The sequence below is a fragment of the Nitrospirota bacterium genome (assembly GCA_013388455.1).
Taxonomy (GTDB): domain Bacteria; phylum Nitrospirota; class Thermodesulfovibrionia; order Thermodesulfovibrionales; family SM23-35; genus JACAFF01.
Genome location: JACAFF010000029.1, coordinates 15942 through 35717, shown reverse-complemented (window position 1 = coordinate 35717; position 19776 = coordinate 15942). Strand labels below are relative to the sequence as shown.

Below are 19776 nucleotides of genomic sequence, written 5' to 3'. Positions count from 1 at the left end.
TTACGATTTTTTAATCAATTATTTAAAACATTTGATTAACCCGGAAATGCAAATTGAATAATGCAGATGTTGTGAGAAAATTTATTTAACAATAAACAACCTTTTTCACAATTAATTGCGTGTCAAATCTATTATCTCCATGCGATTGTTTGCTTCAGGATGCTTTGATGAAGGTCCCTCTGTAAGAATGGCAAGTTTCCCCTCAACTTCATACATATTTAACCAATTTCTAACATATTCATTCCAGTTATCAGGATGCTCAGGCTCCCATACAGGATAAATACCATAAGAAAAAAGAAGACGCTGGCAGGTTTTCTCCAGAGAACTTACAGCAGTAATCCAAACAGGAAGTCTGAAGCGGGCTATACTTCTTGCAGTAGCACCGCTTCGCGTCGGCACAAAAACCGCAGCTACAGATACATGCTCTAAGGCATTTTCGACACTTAAAGAAATGATGTCAACAAGGCTTATCTTATCTTCACGATTTGATGATTTTAAAAATTCTTTTAGCTCGAGTCTGTTTAAATGAGGCTCAGTCATTGCAGCTATCTTTGCCAGCATCTCTACAGCTTCAACTGGATAGATACCCATAGCTGATTCGCCTGAAAGCATGACACAGTCTGTTCCGTCAAAAATTGCATTCGCAACATCTGTTGCCTCAGCTCTGGTAGGCCTTCTATTATTAGTCATAGACTCTAACATTTGGGTTGCAGTTATAACAGGTTTAGCAAGAAGGTTTGCCTTGCGCATAAGTTTCTTTTGAACAATTGCAATCTGTTCAATAGGTATTTCAACTCCAAGATCTCCGCGTGCTATCATTATTCCATCAGAAACATTTAAAATCTCTTCTATCTTATCGAGGGCTCTTGAACGTTCAATTTTTGCTATGATATATGGACAATATCCCATGTCTGCTGCAGCTTTGCGAACTTTCTCGATATCATCTGCACTTTCTACAAATGACTGGCTTATTGCGTCAATACCATATTCACTTGCAAATTTCAGACAATTATAATCGTTATCTGTGAATGCACTGATACCCAGAGCAATACCTGGCAAATTAATACCTTTTCTGGATCTAAGCTCACCACCAACAATAACTCTGCAGTAAACATCAGTATCAACAACTTTCTCTACCTCAAGCTGTATAATTCCATCATTTAAAAAAAGTGTGTCATTAGGTTTTACAACATCAGGAAGTCTCTCAAACGTTACAGAAACTCTATTGAATTCACTTATACCACCTTTAGCGGTAAGAATAAAAATATCTCCAGACTTAAGCATCAATGGTTCTCTTGCAAGTCTCCCGATACGTATTTTTGGACCAGGAAGATCTGCCATAATAGCAATTCGTCTCCCTGTTCTATGAGCCACTGCACGGATATTTTTGATAGTCTTTGCATGGGAAGAAAAATCACCATGCGAAAAATTCAGCCGGGCGATATTCATCCCTGCCCTGATCATCTTTTCCATAATCTCAGGAGATTCAGATGCCGGACCGATTGTGCAGATAATCTTTGTCTTATTCGTTGGAAGTTTCATACTCTTTTTATTTTTGCTATAAAAATAATTATAACTGTAATTATAAAATATATGAAAAAAACATAACTGTCCAATTCCAATCATCTTTATTTATTTTTAAAGTATATATACACTATAACCATGAAGAGATTGATTACTCCAAGAATGGAGCGATGTATCGGATGTTATTCATGTTCTCTCGCTTGCGCAAGGCTTATTCACAAACGCCTCTCATGGGAAACTGCTGGCATCCGGATATTCACATCTGGTGGCTTATCTACAAATTTCGAGGCAAAGACATGCCTTGCCTGTAATCCTGCTCCTTGTGTTCAGGTCTGTCCTACAGGAGCATATTCACAAAGAAAAGGAGGAGGAGTAATAGTAAGAAAAAACCTATGCATCAGATGCGGTGAATGCGCTAAAGCATGTCCGGTTGATGCCATATATCTTGACCAGACAGGAGAGCCCTTTGTCTGCATTCATTGCGGGAAATGTATTCCATTTTGCCCTCATGATTGCCTTGAATTAGAAGAGATTGAAGTTGCCGCTGGCAAGGTAAATAAAAAGGAAGAGACAGATTAATGATCAGGGATCATTTCAGAGTACTCAATATAGATCTTTCAAACAGCAGGGGAACAGTAGTAGAAATTGACGGAAGAAATGAATTGGCTGGGGGAAGTGGACTGGCAGCACTTTTATTCAATAAATATGGACATCCTGAAAAAACATGGGATGACCCTGATCAACCGATTATCTTCGCAATAGGTCCACTAACAGGTTATTTTCCATTAATGAGCAAAACTGTATGCTCATTCAAATCTCCCTATCATAATCAATATGCAGAAAGCCACGCAGGTGGCCGTTCAGCACTAACTTTGAGATTTGCAAATCTCGATGCCATTGTAATTACTGGAAAAGCAGAGAAACCCTCCTGTGTTTCAGTCGGCTCACGTCATCTTGACATTAAAGAGGTGCACTATCTCTGGGGTATGGATGTTTCAGCAACCGGGAAAATGCTCAGGCGTATGTTCAAAGGCTCAGGTCATCGAAGTATCCTTCGTATAGGACCTGCAGGCGAGCGATGCTCTCCAATAGCCTGCATCAATGCTGATACATATCGCCATTTTGGCAGACTCGGTGCTGGTGCTGCTATGGGTTCTAAGAATTTAAAGGGTATCATTATTCAGGGCGATGCATCATTTGTCCTGCCAGAAAATAAGGAATATCCAGCGCTGTTTGAAGAAATTCATAAAAAAATGACTGATACAGATATGATGAGCAAATACCATAATCTCGGGACACCTGCTAATGTTTCAATGCTGAATGATATAAGAGCACTTCCCTGTAGAAATTTAAAAAAAACAAGTGACCCTGAAATAAGTGGAATTACAGGAGAGCATTTTGCAGAGATTGCATTATTACGCAATGCTGCATGTGCAGGCTGTCCTGTTGGATGCATACATATTGGATTTGTTAGAGAAAAATTTGAGGCCGAGAATAGATATTTTTACCGTCAGGTATCATATGACCATGAACCGATTTTTGCTACAGGGTCCATGCTTGGAGTATTTGATTGTTTTTCGGTTCTAAGAATTTTAGACACTGTCGAGAAGATGGGACTTGATGTAATATCTACAGGGGTATCACTTGCATGGGCTACCGAGGCACTGGAAAAAGGAATTATCACTGAGAAAGAAACGCTCATTCCTTTAAAATTTGGAGATACAGAAAAATACAAAGAAGCCATTATCCATCTTGCAAAGGGGACGAATGAGTTCTATCAATTGCTTGCGAATGGCACTCTCAAAGCTGCAGAAAAATATGGTGGAACTGATTTTTCATGCGTGCTCGGACAGGAGATGGCAGGCTATGCTACTGGTGAGGTGTTCTTCACATCACAGGCTTTAGGTTTCCGTCATTCACACCTTGATGCAGCAGGTTATAGTTATGACCTTAAAGCTAAAGATAGAAAGGTAGAAAAGGCTGTGGACTTCCTTATAAAAGATGAGGAGATTAGAGTATTGCTTACTTCAATGGTTGCCTGTCTTTTTGCACGCGAAGTTTACACTGAAACTCTGCTTACAGACTGTCTGAAAGCTGTAGGTTATAATATGCTGTCAGAAAATATTAATAATATTGCACAGAATGTTAGAAAAATACGCTGGAAGACACGTATTTCAACAGGATACAATCCCGAAGATGTTAAGATACCCCGGCGTTTTACTGAAACAGAGACTTCACGTGGAATGGTTGATAAAGATTTTCTTGATGCTTTAAAAAAAGAATATGCGAGAAGAATAAAAGAGATTGTTCAGTAGAGGAATGTGATGCTCGATAAGATAAATCCTACAACTACAAAAGCATGGAAAAAACTTCAGGTACATTACAGGACTATGAAAAATAGATCAATGAGAGACATGTTTCTCATTGATCCACGCAGGTTTGATAAATTTCATATAACATTTGAGGATATGACTGTTGATTATTCGAAAAATATTGTGACAGAAAAAACAATGAATTTGCTTCTCGATCTCGCTTACGAATGCAGAGTAAAAGATGCCGTCGAGAAAATGTTCAGTGGGGATAAAATAAATGAGACAGAAGGCCGTGCAGTTCTACATATTGCTTTACGAAACCGCTCTAATACCCCAATCTATGTTGATGGCAAAAACATAATGCATGAAGTAAACACTGTACTGGAACAAATGAAGAGCTTTTCAGCAAGTATTATTAATGGTGAGTGGAAAGGCTTCACAGGAAAACCTGTCTCAGATATTGTCAATATCGGAATAGGAGGTTCGGATCTGGGGCCTCTGATGGTCACCGAAACTCTTAAGCCATACTGGAAACCACATTTGCACACACATTTTGTTTCAAATATAGACGGTACTCATATAACTCAAACACTGAACAAACTCTCTCCAGAAACAACACTTTTCATGATTGCATCAAAGACCTTTACCACACAGGAGACGATGACCAATGCACATACAGCGAGAAAATGGTTTCTTGATTCTGCTAAGGATGAATCATTTATAAAAAACCACTTCGTTGCGATCTCAACAAATGAAAAAGAGGTCATAAAATTTGGGATAGACAAGAAAAATATATTCAGGTTCTGGGACTGGGTCGGGGGAAGATATTCACTCTGGTCTGCTATCGGTCTTTCAATAGCATGCACCATAGGATTTGATAATTTTGTTGAACTTCTCGATGGAGCTCACTCTATGGACAATCACTTCCGGAATACTCCTTTCGAAAAAAATATACCTGTAATACTCGCATTAATTGGCATATGGTATAACAATTTCTTTAACGCAGAAACAGAGGCAATACTACCCTATGATCAGTATATGCATAGATTTCCTGCCTATTTTCAGCAGGGTAATATGGAAAGCAATGGCAAATCTGTTGATAGAGAAGGTAATGAGGTTACATATCAGACCGGTCCGGTAATCTGGGGTGAACCTGGAACAAACGGTCAGCACGCTTTTTATCAACTCATTCATCAGGGAACAAAATTAATACCATGTGATTTTATCATCCCTGCAATAAGTCATAATCCAGTAGGAGAACATCATCTAATATTACTATCTAACTTTTTTGCACAAACTGAAGCACTTATGAAAGGGAAGACACGGGAAGAAGTATTTGATGAACTTAAAGCAGCAGGCATGGATGACGAGGGAATAAAAATGCTACTACCATTCAAAGTCTTCAAAGGTAACAGACCAACCAATTCAATACTTGTCAGAAAGATCACACCGAGAACTCTTGGAAGCCTTATCGCAATGTATGAACATAAGATATTTGTTCAGGGCATAATATGGAATATATTCAGCTTCGATCAGTGGGGTGTCGAATTGGGAAAACAACTTGCAAAAAAGATTTTACCAGAACTCCGTGACGATAGCATCATATCATCACATGATTCATCAACAAATGGATTGATTAACAGGTATAAGGAATTAAGAAAATCTTAACATTATTATAAATATTACCATACCTCCACCAGAATTCTGGATAGACTGGTGGGACTTCAATCATTGCAAGCCATCGCTCCTCTGATAGTTCTGAACAAACAGAAAGGTGGCTGAAAAGACATAATTTAATATTCGTTTTAATAGATACAGAATGTCATGCTGTTGTAGATGACTCTCCTCACATTCTGGCAAAAGCGGTTGAGAAGGGAGTATGTGCCGCAGGACTGATTTTTCCATGGAATAAGAATATAAGAAATAATGGTTATAACTATGTCAAAACCTCCATGAAATTCTGTGATATATTCTTTTTTTTTCAAACCCAGAGCATATAACCAAGTTATTTGGCTTAATCTCTTGACAATAAAGAAGATACTTTATTACATTTTTGCATGAATAAAAGAACTATTATTCTGTTAACAATGATTATTTCCTTTATCTGGGTATCTTCAGCACACTCTAATTTATGTATAGGTTGCCATCCTGATATAGGAAAAGGTCACAACTATATCCATTCAGCGGTGAATATAGGATGTGAATCATGCCACAAAATTATTACCGGGAAAGAACATCCTGATGGAAAAAATAGCATAAAACTTAAATCTGATCTGCCTGAACTTTGTTTTCACTGTCATAAGAAATCAAAATTTACAAAAAAGTATGTTCATATGCCAATTGATAAAGGCATGTGCATTTTATGTCATAATCCACATCAATCAGATAATAAGAATCTATTGCTCTTTAATGAACCTCGGGAAGTATGTTATAGATGTCATGCAAAGGAAAAGTTCAATAAAAAATATGCACATAAGGTAGCAGAGGGAGGATGTGGTATAAGATGTCATAGCCACCATTCAAGTGATTATCCCAAGCTCCTTTCGTCAAATATAAATGATATGTGTTCAGGATGTCATCTCGAACAAAATTCAGGTATACATATTGTCTCACTTCCGAGAGGTAAAGTTCATCCTATTTATCTGAAAAAAGATCCCGGAAACAAAACAAAAGAGATGACATGTATAAGTTGCCATAATCCACATGGTTCTAAATATCGCAAACTTTTTACCCATAAGAATATCTGTAATAGATGTCACAGGTCTTTTTGAACCTATATTCAAGATCCTGGCGGTCCCAACGGGATTCGAACCCGTGTTTTAGCCTTGAGAGGGCTACGTCCTGGGCCCCTAGACGATGGGACCAATTGGCTGGGGAGAGAGGATTCGAACCCCTGTAAGCAGATCCAGAGTCTGCCGTCCTGCCGCTGGACGACTCCCCAAAAATTAATTCTTCAGAAAGTGTTTTTACTATATCATAAAATTTAAAAGCCCTTCAATAAAACCCCACATTATTGACAATCATTAATAAAAATAAGTATCATGTAATTAAAGAAAGGTAAAAAAGATGTTCGAGAAGTTCACAGAACGCGGAAGAAGAATAATCATATATGCAAAAGAAGAAGCTGAAAAAAGACAGAATGACTATCTTGGAACTGAACATTTATTACTCGCAGTTTTGAAAGAAGATGATGGACTTCCAATCGCCATTCTAAAAAGAATGGGCATAACACCTGAAGAAATCCGGCTTGAAATTGAGAGAAATCTTCCTCAAGGAACAAACATTATGACCTTCGGCGATATTCCATTTACTCCAAGGGCAAAAAAAGTTTTAGAGCTTGCAGTTGAAGAGGCACGTCTTTTAGGACACAACTATATAGGCAGTGAACATATCTTCCTTGGCCTTATCAGAGAAGAGGAAGGTATTGGAGGCAAAATCTTACGGAGCTTTGGTGCAAATCTGCTCGGAGCAAGGCAACTCACTATTAATTTCTCGATAAGGGCACACTCACATGTAAAAGAGAAAAGGAGCACTACACCAGCACTCGATGAGTTTGGAAGAGACCTCACCCTTCTTGCAAAAGAAGGTAAATTAGATCCTGTAATAAGCAGAGAAGATGAGATAGAAAGGCTCGTTCAAATATTAGGTAGGAGGATTAAAAATAATCCAGTTATTATCGGTGAGCCAGGTGTTGGAAAAACTGCAATCGTAGAAGGTCTTGCCCAGAAAATTTTTTCTGGTAATATCCCTGATAGTCTTATTGGAAAACGTATAGTTTCTCTTGATCTCGGGGCTTTAATTGCTGGAACAAAATATAGAGGCCAATTCGAAGAAAGACTTAAAATCGTCATGAAAGAAATTATACAGTCAGACAATGTAATTCTTTTCATTGATGAACTTCATACACTGATAGGAGCAGGCGCTGCTGAAGGTTCTGTAGATGCATCGAGTATGCTTAAACCAGCCCTATCGAGAGGTGAGATAAAATGTATTGGTGCAACAACACCTGATGAGTATAGAAAGCATGTGGAAAAGGATGGTGCTCTTGAACGCCGTTTTCAGCCAATTTATATTCAACCACCGAGTGTTGAAACAACTATAAATATTTTAAAGGGTCTCAAATCAAGATACGAATCCTTCCACAAGGTAAAGATAACTGATCAAGCAATAGAAACAGCTGCACGACTTTCTGACAGATATATAACTGATAGATATCTTCCTGATAAAGCAATAGACGTGATAGACGAGACAGGCTCAAGAATTAAACTTAAGAAATATACCCCTCCGCAGGATCTTAAAGAACTTGAAACTGATATTCAGAGATATACAAAAGAAAAGAATTTATATATAAAGCTCCATGACCTTGAAAAAGCATCTTCAATCCGTCTGGAAGAAGAGAGACTCAGGCGACTGCACGAACAGCTGCATAAACAGTGGGTAGATAATCTCAATAAAGAAATTCCATCTGTGACTGAAGCAGATGTTGAATACACTGTTTCCAAAATGACGGGGATTCCTCTTTCAAAACTCGAAGAGAAAGAGTCAGAGAAACTGATCAGGATGGAAGAAAATTTACACAAGAGGATTGTTGGGCAGGAAGAGGCAATTAAGGCTGTTTCACGGGCAATCAGGAGATCGCGTGCGGGTCTTAAATCCAGCAAGAAACCAATAGGATCATTCTTCTTCCTTGGCCCTACCGGCGTTGGAAAAACAGAACTTGCAAAGGCATTAGCATGGTTTTTATTTAATGATGAGAACTCCCTCGTAAAGATAGATATGTCAGAATATATGGAACGCTTTAATGTCTCAAGGCTAACTGGAGCACCTCCGGGATATGTAGGTTATGAAGAAGGAGGACAGCTAACAGAAAGAATTAGAAAGAAACCATATTCTGTTGTGCTTTTCGATGAGATAGAAAAGGCTCATCCAGATGTTTTCAATATTTTACTTCAGGTGCTGGACGAAGGAGTGCTCACCGATAGTTTTGGTAGAAAAGTAGATTTTAAAAACACTGTAATAATTATGACTTCAAATCTTGGTGCGCGTCTCATTGAAAAGGCAACGCCACTCGGCTTCCAGATGAACACCTCTGATGTCGTGTACGAAAAGATAAAGGAAAATGTCCTTCATGAACTAAAAAAGACTTTTAATCCAGAGTTCCTCAATCGAGTTGATGAAACGGTTGTATTTCATCCACTCGAAAAAGATCAAATTCTATCTATAATTGATCTCCTTGTTGAAGAAACAAATAGAATGTTGATTGATCAGGATCTGATTATTGAAGTATCAGCCGAGGTTAAGGAATGGATTTTGAAGCGTTACTACCAGCCAACTTACGGTGCAAGACCTATGAGAAGAGCAGTTCAGAAAGAGATTGAAGATCCCCTCTCTGAAGAGCTCCTCAAGGGTAGATTTAAGGATATCCACAAGATTAACGTGATTCTTGAAGGTGATAAACCAGTATTTATTGAAGCAGAAGAAGCTGTCTCAATTTTTTCTGGTGCCAATTAAAAATTTCAAAGAGTGAAACAGAAAACCTTAATTATAACTATTGTTATTTTTTTAGCAGTCTTTATTGGTTTTTTTGCAATTACTCACAATGATATACCTGAAAAAGCTGCTGTCGGAAATCCTGTCCCTGACATCGAACTCATTGATGTGAATAGAAATACATTAAAGCTTTCAGACCTCAAGGGTTCCGTAATATTTGTCAATTTCTGGTCAACATGGTGCACCTCTTGTATTGATGAAATGCCATCTATGGAGGTCTTATTCGACAAATTCTCACAGAACAATAAATTCAGAATGGTAACCATTATATTTAAAGATAACGAGACTAATGTATTTAATTTTATGAAACAGAATGCTTATTCATTTCCTGTATATTTCAATCCTGATGACTCTGCTGCAAGAAAATTTGGTATAACAGGAATCCCTGAAACATTTATTATTGATAAAAAAGGGATATTAAGGAATAAGATTATAGGACCACAACAGTGGGATTCTCCATCTATTTTAAATGCAATGGAAGCTTTAATCAATGAACCTGTCTGATGGGGAAGATAAAACCTCCTGAACCTTCACTTCTTTTTATTGCTACTCTATACACTGATTCGGCTATATTCGAAAATGCAGAAACAATATTGGAAAATACTTTTGGTGGAATTCTATTTGCAAGCCAACCTTTTCAATGGGATTATTCTTCTTATTACCGTGAAGAACTTGGTTGGCCAATATTCAGAAGATTTATTTTTTTTAAAAATATTATAGACCCTTGTGCTATTACCGATATAAAGCTTCGGACTAATGAAATTGAGGAAAGTCTCTCCTTGAATGGGAAAAGACGAATAAATCTCGACCCTGGATATCTGACTCTTTCAAAAATAGTTCTTGCATCTACTAAAAATTATGCTCATCGCATTTATTTAGGAAAAGGTATATATGGTGAAGTCACACTAATCTATAAAAACAACACATATAGTCCTCACCTTTTTACATATAGGGATTATCAGGATAAAATCTCTATTGATATATTCCTAAATATGAGAGATTCTTTAAAAAAGATGATTGCCTGAAAATTATTAGTAAAAAAAACCTCATAAGAATGAATTTACAACAGATTTTTTTGATTGTTAAAATATAAATAATTATTAACATGCAGAAAGGAGATAAAATGAGAGTAGCAAAATATGGTGATCTTATAAAAATGAATTATACGGTAAAACTTGAAGATGGGACAGTTTTTGACAGCACTTTAAATGATGAACCAATGAAAATCGCTTTAGGATCTGGGCAGGTGTTCCCGGATATAGAGGAGGCATTAATCGGTATGACTCCAGGCTCATCCAAAACTATAAAAATTCTTGCGGAGCAGGCATTCGGCCCTCACATAAAAGAATTAGTTGTAGAAGAAGATAGGAATACATACCCTGCTGATTTTAAATTCGAAGTTGGACAATATTTGCAGTTATCTCAAGAAGGTTCTGATCATAATCTTGCAACTGTAGTTAAAGTGACTGACAAAACTGTAACACTTGATAAAAATCATCCATTAGCAGGAAAAGATTTGACTGTAGACATCGAGCTTGTAGAAATTTTATAACTACCACTTTATAAAAATATTTGCGTTTTGAGGAAATTTTTCAAAGCTACTACATCTACATTATTTTAATTGCATTTTTGGGTCAACACATTTTTAATAGCTAAACTATATTTTTTATACATCATTATTTGACATATCATAAACTATAATGTATATTAGTGTATATGCGAACTTTAAAAAAGAAACCCATACAGATTTATATTGAGCCGAAACAGGAAGTGCTGCTCGAGCAGCTCGCCAGGGAAAGAGGCTCTTCAAAGGCGGAAATAATACGTCTGAGTATTGACAAATATATCAGTGAGTTGCCGATAGAGAAAGATCCTGCTATGGGCATTATAGGGCTCGGGAAATCAGGGAAAAAAGATATATCAGAGAAACATGACATTTACATAGCAGAGCATGTGTCCGGTTACGGGAAGAAAAAGAGGAAATAATGTATCCGGAGCATATATTTGTCGACACAGGCGCATTGTTTGCGCTCGCAGACAAAGATGATTCGCATCATAAAGAGGCAACCTTAATTTTTCCTTCGCTTTTGAAAACATACAAAGGGCTCATCACAAGCAACCTCGTAATAGCTGAGTCTTATATTTTAATCTTAAAAAATCTGGGACATACCGCAGCAATTAAATTCCTTGAGAGAATAGGTAGCAGTCCAAGGATTATCCGGATTTATTCAACGCCTGACACCGAGGCAAAAGCAGAGAAAATCCTGAAGAAATATCAGGATCAGGATTTCAGCTATACAGACGCTGTCAGTTTCGTGATAATGAAAATGCACAGGATAAAGAAGTCCTTTTCCTTCGATAAGCATTTCAGCACCATGGGTTTTACAGGGCTTCCTTGAAGCAATACCAGACCGATATCTTTTTTCAAGAGGGGTGCAGGGGTTTGTTAATATATTAGAAAGACATGAAAAATGAAGATAGGTTTAATTTTCTTCTACTACTGAAACAAGAAAATCCTCAAGCGCAGTTATACATGTTCTGTCATAATAAATTAGATGCTTTTTTTCTTTTATCCTATCGGCTAAATTTTTTCTCAATTCTATATTGTTTCCGAGACTTACAGCTATTTCAACATATTCATCAACTGATTTAGAAATTGTCTCTTGCATCTGCATCATGGTCAGTATGGCTGCGCAATGTCTTTGGCGCATTAGACTCCCGGGGAATGTTACCACAGGTAAATTACATGCTATTGCTTCGAAAGTCGAATTGTTTGCAGACCAGCCAATACTGTCAAGAAATATGTCAGAAATACTATTAAGCCCATAATATTGTTCCTGATTTAGACGCGGAAGAAAAACAACAAAATCATCTGCATTTAAACCAAATTGATTAAATATCTGAGAAAGACGCAATCGAAACTGTTTTGTTATAAGATCACTTTTATTGCAAATAAACAGAAACTTACAATTCCTCACCTTTTTAGCAATCATAGGGAAAACCATATCGTATTGTGGAAGATATGTAAATAAAGAATGACTGCATAAATACAAAACTGAGTCTTTACTTAATCCAAAAGTTTGACGATTTATATTTACAGTAGAAAATTCAAAAGGTATGTAATAAAAACCAAGATTCGGCAAACGAATCAATCTTTCAGTATAATGCTCATCAGCATCAGAAGGCTCCATCAAATCACTGCTGAGGTAATAATCGATAGTTGGAAAACCAGAAGTATCAGGATGCCCCAGAGAAACACATTGAACTGGAGCCAACTTTAGTGCTGCGAGTCTGACAATCAATGGATCCATTCCAATCTCTGGATATATTATTACGTGAAGATTGTCATTGCGGATAATTTGGCATAGTTCTTCAATAGAGTATATACCCTGGACAAAATTTGTGAAATACTGCTCAGCATCTTCTGTAACTTTCTCTCTAACTTTTCCAGTATAGTATCCGTAAAGACTAAACCTTTTTCTGTCTATATTTTCAACCCATCCTCTTAAAGGTATCTTCCAGACTGAATGCCAATAAAAGAAACTTGATATTATGCCAACCCTAAGTTTTTCTCCATGCACATATCGAGGCTTATCAGTACATCTTGCAAATTGGGGATATCTTAACCCCATTATTTTGCAGACAATGTTTCCATAAATTGATTGCAGTTCACGATTGTTTAATCCTTGACACGCAAGTAAAAAAGGCGTCTGACTGCCTACAGACCTTGCAGCAATATCAATATCCTGAGGCGATTTAAGTGGTATATTATTTTGTAATTTTATTAACTCGTTATAATATTTTCCCCTGCAAGCTTGAATTTGTTCTTCATTGTGATATATTTCAGGTAACTGTGACATGCATCGAGCCCAGAGTGGCAATGCATAATTTGGCGCATAAAAAAGTGCTTGATCATAAAAAGCGATTGCCTCATTCAACAGCCCTCTTTGTTTCCAAATAGTTCCCAAATTATAATATGCATCCGCATATCGAGGGTTAAGACTTAAAGTTTTTTGAAAGCAAGATACAGCTTCGTCAAATTCTTCTTTTTCCTGATAAGCAACTCCAAGATTATAATTTATTTCTGCAATATTAGAATTTAGTTGAATTGCTTTTACATAGTAGCTTATTGCTTCTTCGAGATGACCTTCCTCATGCATTAAGATTCCTAAATTATAATAAGAGATCGCATCATGATGATTAATCTGTATTGCCTCTCTAAAATAATATTTCGCAGAGGTATAATCTTTTATTTGGTAATAAATTGCACCGAGTAGTCTGAGAACATCAATGTTGTCAGGTTGTTCTATAAGTATTTTTCTACAAATTCTTTCTGCTTCCTTTAAATTTCCAGATTGATAGTTTTCAAAAGCTGATTGAATTTCTTTATTTATATTCATAACATGTTCAATATTACTAATTTGACGAACCTCCTTGATATGCTTAATTATGCAGATTCTATTTTTTTAATTGCCTTATTCGGGTTTAATCACGTATCCAAGTGCATTTTCGAATTCATAGAGATGTGTTCTGAAGAATTCTTTTACTTTATCCCAGGTTACAGTTTTATCCAGTAATAAGGGGTCAGGATTCCTATCAGCATCCTCAAAATAGACAACACCTTTAAGAAGATGGAAATAATTTACCTTTTTACCAAATTTTTTATAAGCATAATTGATAACATTCTTAATCCCTAATTTTTGGATGCCAAAATAAAGCAAAGGAAAAAGCAATATGCCATCATAACAAATAAACGAGGTTTTTACACCCTCAAGAATACAATGTAGAGCTCCTTGATGACGTATTTCACCTCCAATGGATAAATTATTTTTTTTAATTTGAAATTCAATCAAATCCTTTCTAAAAAAGTTTCTCATCCACAGAAAATCATCAATGTCACCGTACTCCAGAATTCTTTCAATAATAAAAAACCAGTCATTTTCTGAGGAGAGTTTTTCTGTGTCAACATCCCAAAAAAGTGTTTTTTTATGAAGGGTTTCCATTGCTTTTATTATATCATAAACCATTGTTGTTCAATATAATCTAAATTCATTAACTACCCCAAATAAATCCATCAGAGGTTTGAGTTAAAACAATGTTTTTGTTATAATTCAATCAAAAATAGTATACGGAAAAGACAATGAAGACAACCGAAGAGAGAATCGATAAGCTCGAGATAACTTTGCAGGAATTTATAAAAAGTGTTGGTATAGAGTTCAATAAACTCTATAACTCACAGATGAGGACAGAAGCAGAACTTAGAGATTTCAAAGACGAAATGAAAGATTTCAAAAACGAAATGAAAGATTTTAAAAACGAAATGAAAGATTTTAAAAACGAAATGAAAGATTTTAAAGAAGAGATGAAAGCCTTCAAAGAAGAGATGAGGCAAGACCGTAAAGACATGAACAAGAAATGGGGTGAAATATCAAATAAACTTGGAACACTTGTAGAGGACATAATATCACCTGCTTCAAGACCTGTAATAGAAAATTATTTCAATTGTGAACCCGTATTTAAATCAGACAACATACTTAAAAAAATAGATGGAAAATATTATGAAATAGACGTGCTCCTGACATGTAAAGACAAAGTATTTATGATAGAGGTTAAATCAAGCCCGAAAATAGAGCATGTCGATAAATTTATAGAAAAGTCAAAAGATTTCTTTGCATTCTTCCCGGAATATAAAGGCAAGAAACTTATCTTAATCCTTGCAAGCCTTACATTCCCTGAGAATGTTATCGAATATGCAAGCAAATTAAGCACATATGTAATGGCATACAGGGAATGGGAGTATATGGATATATTGAATTTTGACAAAATAAAAAAGAACTAAACTTGTTTCCCCGCCAAAAGAATACTTACAATTCAGTATGGCTAAGATTTCGAATAAACCAAGATATTGCCTTTTCTTCATTAATTTGTAAAAATAATAAAAAATCTTTTTTGTCTTAATAAGAATATTCATTGCTTATACATTAATTATAAAAAATGGAGAACGCTGTCCAAAATATCAAACAATTAATCGACTCAGGAAATCTTGATGAGGCTGAACGTGCCATTACAGATGCTTTAAATCAGGATCATGATTCTATGGAACTCCTTGCTCTTAAGGCTGAACTTTCACTAAAGCTCGGATCAGATTTGTGGGAAAAGGGAGATGTTGACAGAGCCATTGACTATCTTACTCAAGCATTAGAAATTAACCCTTCTGACAGGAATATAGTTTTAAAATGCGGAGAGGTATTGACTTCTCTGGAACAGATTGATTCTGTAAAGAACCTCTATTCATCCTATCTCGAAAAAAATCCAGATGATGAAGAAATAGTGCAGGCTTTGAAAAATCTGGACATAGTCTCTACAGTCTCAGAGTCTAATGCTTTTGAAGATATTCAGCAGGATAAAAGGATCAAGGTTTCAGCAATAGTTTCCACTTATAACTCAGAGAGGTTCATAAGTGGCTGCCTTGAAGATCTTGTGAACCAAACGCTTTATCAAAAAGGAGAACTTGAAATAATTGTCGTAGATAGCGGATCACAGCAAAATGAAAAATCAATCGTAGAGGAATTTCAAAAAAATTACAAGAATATTGTATATATCCGCACTGAAGAGCGTGAAACAATTTATAAAGCATGGAATCGTGGAATTAAGGCTGCCAGAGGAAAATATATTACAAATGCTAACGCCGACGATAGACATCGAAAAGATGCTCTTGAACATATGGCATCTATTCTTGATGGGTCACCTGATATTGGTCTTGTATATGCAGATGTCATAATTACTGCAAAAGAGAATGAAACATTCGTAAATCACACTCCTATAGGTGCCTACCGTTGGCTTGATTACAGCAGAGAATTTCTCACACTCGGTTGTTTCGTAGGTCCACAACCCATGTGGCGCAAATCTTTACACGAAAAATATGGATACTTTGATGAATCTTTTACATCCTCAGGTGACTGGGAATTCTGGCTTCGAATCGCTGAAGGAACAGAAATGTTGCATATTCCCGAATTTCTTGGGTTATACCTCTTTTCACCACAAAGTGCAGAACATAGAGATCAGTCGACACGCGTTCAAGAAGATATGCAGATTCGACAGAAATATATTCAAAAATACCTCGCTACATTAGATGACATTGAGTGCGGTTTAAAAAAGGTTGAAGAACTGACTAAAAAAACTGGCGACTATAGACCATATAAACCGATAAAAGATATTCTGAATAAAATGCGAGATGAAATTTTATTAAAAGAACCGGTGCAGGTTTCTTCCTTTGACAGAGATTTTTTGCGAAAATCTAATATACAAAGCTTTAAAAAAGAAGAAAAGCAGAGAATTTCTTTAGATGAAGATAAAATTGCTTATCCAGTTCAATATAAAAAAAGTTTAAATTCGATCATTATTTTTATTTCTAAAGATGCAACTTATCTCAGCAAATGTCTTGAAAGCATCAAGAAGCATACCCCTGAACCGCATGAAATTATCTTAGTGCCTGTTGAAGTTTCTCATGGACATCTACAAGGGTTAGAGGAAATTGTAAAAAAAGATGCAAGCACTCGTATTGTAGGAAACGTGAAGGCCGCGATTGTCACGCACCCTTCGGGTGCTTGCAATGACACCTCCCCTCCTCGTCATTGCGAGGAGCGTAGCGACGAAGCAATCTCTCATAGCAAACTCACTTACCCCGAAGCATTCAATAAAGGCATTGCTGAAGCAAAGGGTGAGTATGTCGTTATTCTAAACGATGATGTGATTGTTACCGAAGGATGGTTATCAAGTATGCTGGAACATTTGAATAGTTCACCGGATGTTGGCATTGTCGCTCCGATGACGGTAAATGTAGATAGGCCGCAGAGGGTAAATACAGTGGTGAGTGGTAAGTGGTTAGTGGAGAGTGGAAAAGAAGCATATAAAGACAAGATTGCCACGCACCCTTCGCGTGCTCGCAATGACAACCTTCACTCTTTTGCCGGGGCTTTCAGGAAACGGAATCGGCATCGACGGATCGAGACAGTAAACCTAAACGGATTCTGCATGTTATTCAGAAGAGATTTGCCGAAGAAAATCGGTTTTATGGATGAAAGACTCGAAATCCCTGACTTTGCAGATAATGATTATTGTCTGAGGTCAGCGGTTGAAGGATACAGGCATATTATTGCTGGAGACGTTTTTGTCTATTCTCATCGAGATAGAACTCTGGCAGGACGGGGCGGTAAAATAGGCTCTTCGCTCCCTAAAATATCCAAACTCTTTTTTGATAAATGGAATAATCTTCATCCTTCGACTCTACTCGGTAAAAAAATGGTGGTTCTAAATTCGATTTCAGCTTCAAATGAGTTAAGACAAAAAGGTAAATATTCTGAAGCTATACAAGTGCTTTCTGCTGTTAAGGAATTGCAACCAGATGAAAATAATTATTACTTCACATTTGTAGAAATTTTAATAGAACAGAATAGATTAACCGAGGCCATTAATATACTTGAAAACATGCCCGAATCGCTAAAAGATAATGCTGACAGGCTTGCTCTAATTGGATATTGTAAAGTTTTAATGAATCAATTAGATGATGCTGAAAAAATTGCAAACAATGCACTTGAGTTAAATAAAACAGCTTCAAGAGCTCTAAACTTAAAGGGATTAATAGCACTTAAAAAAGAAAATTTCCGTGATGCAGAAAATTTCTTCTATCAAGCTATTGAGTCTGACAGAAGTTATAGCGAGCCTTACTTAAATCTCGGTCAGTTAAAATGGGATGAGGGCAAAGAAGAAGAAGCTTTCACACTATATGAAAAGGCATTTATTTTAAATCCAGCACATAATGAGACAATCGATAAATTTTTTGATTCAGCAGTTACTCTCCAAAAATTAGATAACGCTGAAAAAATAATGGGTGAAGCCGTAGACATATACCCTTCACATAAAAAATTGCGCTATTCATTTGCCGAACTTCTTTTGAAACAGGGGAAAAAACACGAAGCTATGGATGTCCTTCAAGAGGCTTTACGCACTTGCGGAATTGATGATGAAACACTCTCGTTTGCCCTGAAGGTAAGACATGAGATAGGACCAAAAGAGATTGTCATAGGGTGGGATGCTAACAATAATAAACAACGAGATCGCCACGCTTCGCTTGCGATGACCAGTAATGAAGGAGATATGATTAAAGCAAAGGGCAAACTTAAGGCTAAAGTTGGAAAAAAGAAAAAAATTAAGAAACCTCGAAAAACACAACAAACTCAAGAAACGCAACAAACCCAATCAACTATTTCTTTATGTATGATTGTAAAAAATGAAGAGAGTAATCTCGTAAATTGTCTCAGCAAAGTCGGTTCTCTTGCTGATGAAATAATAGTTGTTGATACAGGTTCTACTGACAGGACTAAGTATATTGCTGGTGCCTTTGGTGCAAAGGTATTTGATTTTAAATGGACAGATGATTTCTCAGCAGCAAGAAACTTTTCGCTATCAAAGGCTACAGGTGATTGGATACTTATCCTTGATGCTGATGAGGTGATATCGCCAAAGGATCATGAGAGGCTTAAAGAATTAGTAAAGGGAAAAGAAGAAAAAGACGAGATTGCCATGCCCTTCGGGTTAGCAATGACTAATAAAGAAGATGCTCGTGATGACGAATTTAAAAGTGTCGGCGATGACGAAACGAAACCTGCGTATCATGGAACCTCGGAATCCACGAAATTAGTCGCCTATTCCTTTACAACCAGAAATTATAAAAATAACGTCAGTATGGAGTGGACTGCAAATGATGGGCAATATCTTGAAGAAGAGGCTGGAACTGGATGGGTGCCGAGCAAAAAGGTAAGGCTTTTCCCAAACGATAGCCGTATTCGCTTTGAGTCTCCAGTACATGAATTAGTGGAATATTCTTTATTGCAAGCTGGATATGAGATAATAAAGTGCGACATTCCTATACATCACTATGGCAAACTTAATATCGAAAAGCAAAGTTCAAAAAAATTAGATTATTACGAACTTGGAAAGAAAAAGCTCACAGCGAACCAATGGAAGGATTTTGCCCCACTTTATGAAATTGCAGTTCAAACTTCAGAAATCGGGCATCATAAAGAAGCCTTAGAATACTGGAAACAACTTGCAAAGCTTAAACCCGATTTTACAAAAGCATATATTGGCATTGGTATCTCATATTTTGAACTTGGGATGTACGAAAATGCTATTACTGCCATAAAAACTGCCTTAGCTATTGAACCGGATTGCCAAGATGCTTTGATTTTACTATCAAAGTTTGAATTTTGTTCAGGCAATTGTGATACAGCAATTAAATTGCTTGAAAGACTACTTAAAAAAGAACCTTCCTATCCTCCTGCACTTGGTCTAATCTCAGCAGCTTATTTTTGCACTGACAGAAAAAAAG

General features: G+C 36.6%; 14 protein-coding genes, 2 tRNA genes and 5 pseudogenes. 16 read left to right on the top strand and 5 right to left on the bottom strand.

All coding sequences use genetic code 11. The features are described 5' to 3' along the window. Positions 1-111 precede the first annotated feature (111 nt). Complete coding sequence (gene pyk, locus HXY53_07045) at positions 112-1542, bottom strand: pyruvate kinase (protein ID NWF76304.1); 1431 nt, start codon at positions 1540-1542, stop codon at positions 112-114. 120 nt (positions 1543-1662) lie between these two features. Between pyk and HXY53_07040 the strand changes: the two genes are divergently transcribed. From HXY53_07040 to HXY53_07025, 4 genes are all read left to right on the top strand, one after another. Next, on the top strand, positions 1663-2103 hold the full coding sequence (locus tag HXY53_07040) for a 4Fe-4S binding protein (protein NWF76303.1): 441 nt from the start codon (positions 1663-1665) through the stop codon (positions 2101-2103). After that, complete coding sequence (locus tag HXY53_07035) at positions 2103-3839, top strand: aldehyde ferredoxin oxidoreductase (protein NWF76302.1); 1737 nt, start codon at positions 2103-2105, stop codon at positions 3837-3839. Before HXY53_07040 ends, HXY53_07035 begins: the two co-directional genes overlap by 1 nt. A gap of 9 nt (positions 3840-3848) precedes the next feature. Beyond that, entirely contained in the window at positions 3849-5504 is a 1656-nt protein-coding gene (gene pgi, locus HXY53_07030; GenBank protein ID NWF76301.1) for a glucose-6-phosphate isomerase, read from the top strand. 389 nt (positions 5505-5893) lie between these two features. Further along, positions 5894-6607: a hypothetical protein gene (locus tag HXY53_07025; GenBank protein ID NWF76300.1), complete on the top strand. Its 714-nt coding sequence runs from the start codon at positions 5894-5896 to the stop codon at positions 6605-6607. A 17-nt stretch (positions 6608-6624) separates the two neighbouring features. On the opposite strand, the gene HXY53_07020 is transcribed toward HXY53_07025, so the two are convergent. Both HXY53_07020 and HXY53_07015 read right to left on the bottom strand, forming a co-directional pair. After that, a tRNA-Glu gene (locus tag HXY53_07020) sits at positions 6625-6700 on the bottom strand. 3 nt (positions 6701-6703) lie between these two features. Continuing rightward, positions 6704-6777, bottom strand: a tRNA-Gln gene (locus HXY53_07015). Positions 6778-6902: 125 nt separating this feature from the next. Here HXY53_07015 and HXY53_07010 point away from each other — a divergent pair. The 6 genes from HXY53_07010 to HXY53_06985 all read left to right on the top strand — a co-directional run bounded on the left by HXY53_07010 (position 6903) and on the right by HXY53_06985 (position 11785). Then, positions 6903-9347: an ATP-dependent Clp protease ATP-binding subunit gene (locus tag HXY53_07010; protein NWF76299.1), complete on the top strand. Its 2445-nt coding sequence runs from the start codon at positions 6903-6905 to the stop codon at positions 9345-9347. A gap of 12 nt (positions 9348-9359) precedes the next feature. After that, positions 9360-9890, top strand: coding sequence for a TlpA family protein disulfide reductase (locus tag HXY53_07005; GenBank protein NWF76298.1), 531 nt, complete (start codon positions 9360-9362; stop codon positions 9888-9890). Beyond that, positions 9890-10411, top strand: coding sequence for a DUF4416 family protein (locus HXY53_07000; protein ID NWF76297.1), 522 nt, complete (start codon positions 9890-9892; stop codon positions 10409-10411). The genes HXY53_07005 and HXY53_07000 overlap by 1 nt, the downstream gene beginning before the upstream one ends. Positions 10412-10509: 98 nt before the next feature. Further along, on the top strand, positions 10510-10938 hold the full coding sequence (locus HXY53_06995; protein ID NWF76296.1) for an FKBP-type peptidyl-prolyl cis-trans isomerase: 429 nt from the start codon (positions 10510-10512) through the stop codon (positions 10936-10938). A gap of 164 nt (positions 10939-11102) precedes the next feature. Then, positions 11103-11372, top strand: coding sequence for a CopG family transcriptional regulator (locus HXY53_06990; protein ID NWF76295.1), 270 nt, complete (start codon positions 11103-11105; stop codon positions 11370-11372). Beyond that, on the top strand, positions 11372-11785 hold the full coding sequence (locus tag HXY53_06985) for a type II toxin-antitoxin system VapC family toxin (GenBank protein ID NWF76294.1): 414 nt from the start codon (positions 11372-11374) through the stop codon (positions 11783-11785). Before HXY53_06990 ends, HXY53_06985 begins: the two co-directional genes overlap by 1 nt. 84 nt (positions 11786-11869) lie before the next feature. On the opposite strand, the gene HXY53_06980 is transcribed toward HXY53_06985, so the two are convergent. Both HXY53_06980 and HXY53_06975 read right to left on the bottom strand, forming a co-directional pair. Next, positions 11870-13786, bottom strand: coding sequence for a tetratricopeptide repeat protein (locus tag HXY53_06980; GenBank protein ID NWF76293.1), 1917 nt, complete (start codon positions 13784-13786; stop codon positions 11870-11872). A 75-nt stretch (positions 13787-13861) separates the two neighbouring features. Beyond that, positions 13862-14413, bottom strand: coding sequence for a hypothetical protein (locus HXY53_06975; GenBank protein ID NWF76292.1), 552 nt, complete (start codon positions 14411-14413; stop codon positions 13862-13864). 113 nt (positions 14414-14526) lie between these two features. On the opposite strand from HXY53_06975, the gene HXY53_06970 reads away from it, so the two are divergent. From HXY53_06970 to HXY53_06945, 6 genes and pseudogenes are all read left to right on the top strand, one after another. Continuing rightward, entirely contained in the window at positions 14527-15225 is a 699-nt protein-coding gene (locus HXY53_06970; GenBank protein NWF76291.1) for a hypothetical protein, read from the top strand. Positions 15226-15380: 155 nt separating this feature from the next. After that, positions 15381-15728 (top strand): annotated as a pseudogene (locus HXY53_06965) (tetratricopeptide repeat protein). A gap of 51 nt (positions 15729-15779) precedes the next feature. Beyond that, positions 15780-16415, top strand: a pseudogene (locus tag HXY53_06960) (glycosyltransferase). Between the two features lie 1272 nt (positions 16416-17687). After that, positions 17688-18203 (top strand): annotated as a pseudogene (locus tag HXY53_06955) (tetratricopeptide repeat protein). A 339-nt stretch (positions 18204-18542) separates the two neighbouring features. Beyond that, a pseudogene (locus HXY53_06950) lies at positions 18543-18941 on the top strand (glycosyltransferase family 2 protein). Positions 18942-18968: 27 nt separating this feature from the next. Continuing rightward, a pseudogene (locus HXY53_06945) lies at positions 18969-19619 on the top strand (tetratricopeptide repeat protein). Positions 19620-19776: the final 157 nt, after the last annotated feature.

Excerpts from the sequence above, each read along its gene's own strand:
- pyk (NWF76304.1), bottom strand. The coding sequence starts at position 1,542 with ATGAAACTTCCAACGAATAAGACAAAGATTATCTGCACAATCGGTCCG.
- HXY53_07040 (NWF76303.1), top strand. The coding sequence starts at position 1,663 with ATGAAGAGATTGATTACTCCAAGAATGGAGCGATGTATCGGATGTTAT.
- HXY53_07035 (NWF76302.1), top strand. The coding sequence starts at position 2,103 with ATGATCAGGGATCATTTCAGAGTACTCAATATAGATCTTTCAAACAGC.
- pgi (NWF76301.1), top strand. The coding sequence starts at position 3,849 with ATGCTCGATAAGATAAATCCTACAACTACAAAAGCATGGAAAAAACTT.
- HXY53_07025 (NWF76300.1), top strand. The coding sequence starts at position 5,894 with ATGAATAAAAGAACTATTATTCTGTTAACAATGATTATTTCCTTTATC.
- HXY53_07010 (NWF76299.1), top strand. The coding sequence starts at position 6,903 with ATGTTCGAGAAGTTCACAGAACGCGGAAGAAGAATAATCATATATGCA.
- HXY53_07000 (NWF76297.1), top strand. The coding sequence starts at position 9,890 with ATGGGGAAGATAAAACCTCCTGAACCTTCACTTCTTTTTATTGCTACT.
- HXY53_06995 (NWF76296.1), top strand. The coding sequence starts at position 10,510 with ATGAGAGTAGCAAAATATGGTGATCTTATAAAAATGAATTATACGGTA.
- HXY53_06990 (NWF76295.1), top strand. The coding sequence starts at position 11,103 with ATGCGAACTTTAAAAAAGAAACCCATACAGATTTATATTGAGCCGAAA.
- HXY53_06985 (NWF76294.1), top strand. The coding sequence starts at position 11,372 with ATGTATCCGGAGCATATATTTGTCGACACAGGCGCATTGTTTGCGCTC.
- HXY53_06980 (NWF76293.1), bottom strand. The coding sequence starts at position 13,786 with ATGAATATAAATAAAGAAATTCAATCAGCTTTTGAAAACTATCAATCT.
- HXY53_06975 (NWF76292.1), bottom strand. The coding sequence starts at position 14,413 with ATGGTTTATGATATAATAAAAGCAATGGAAACCCTTCATAAAAAAACA.
- HXY53_06970 (NWF76291.1), top strand. The coding sequence starts at position 14,527 with ATGAAGACAACCGAAGAGAGAATCGATAAGCTCGAGATAACTTTGCAG.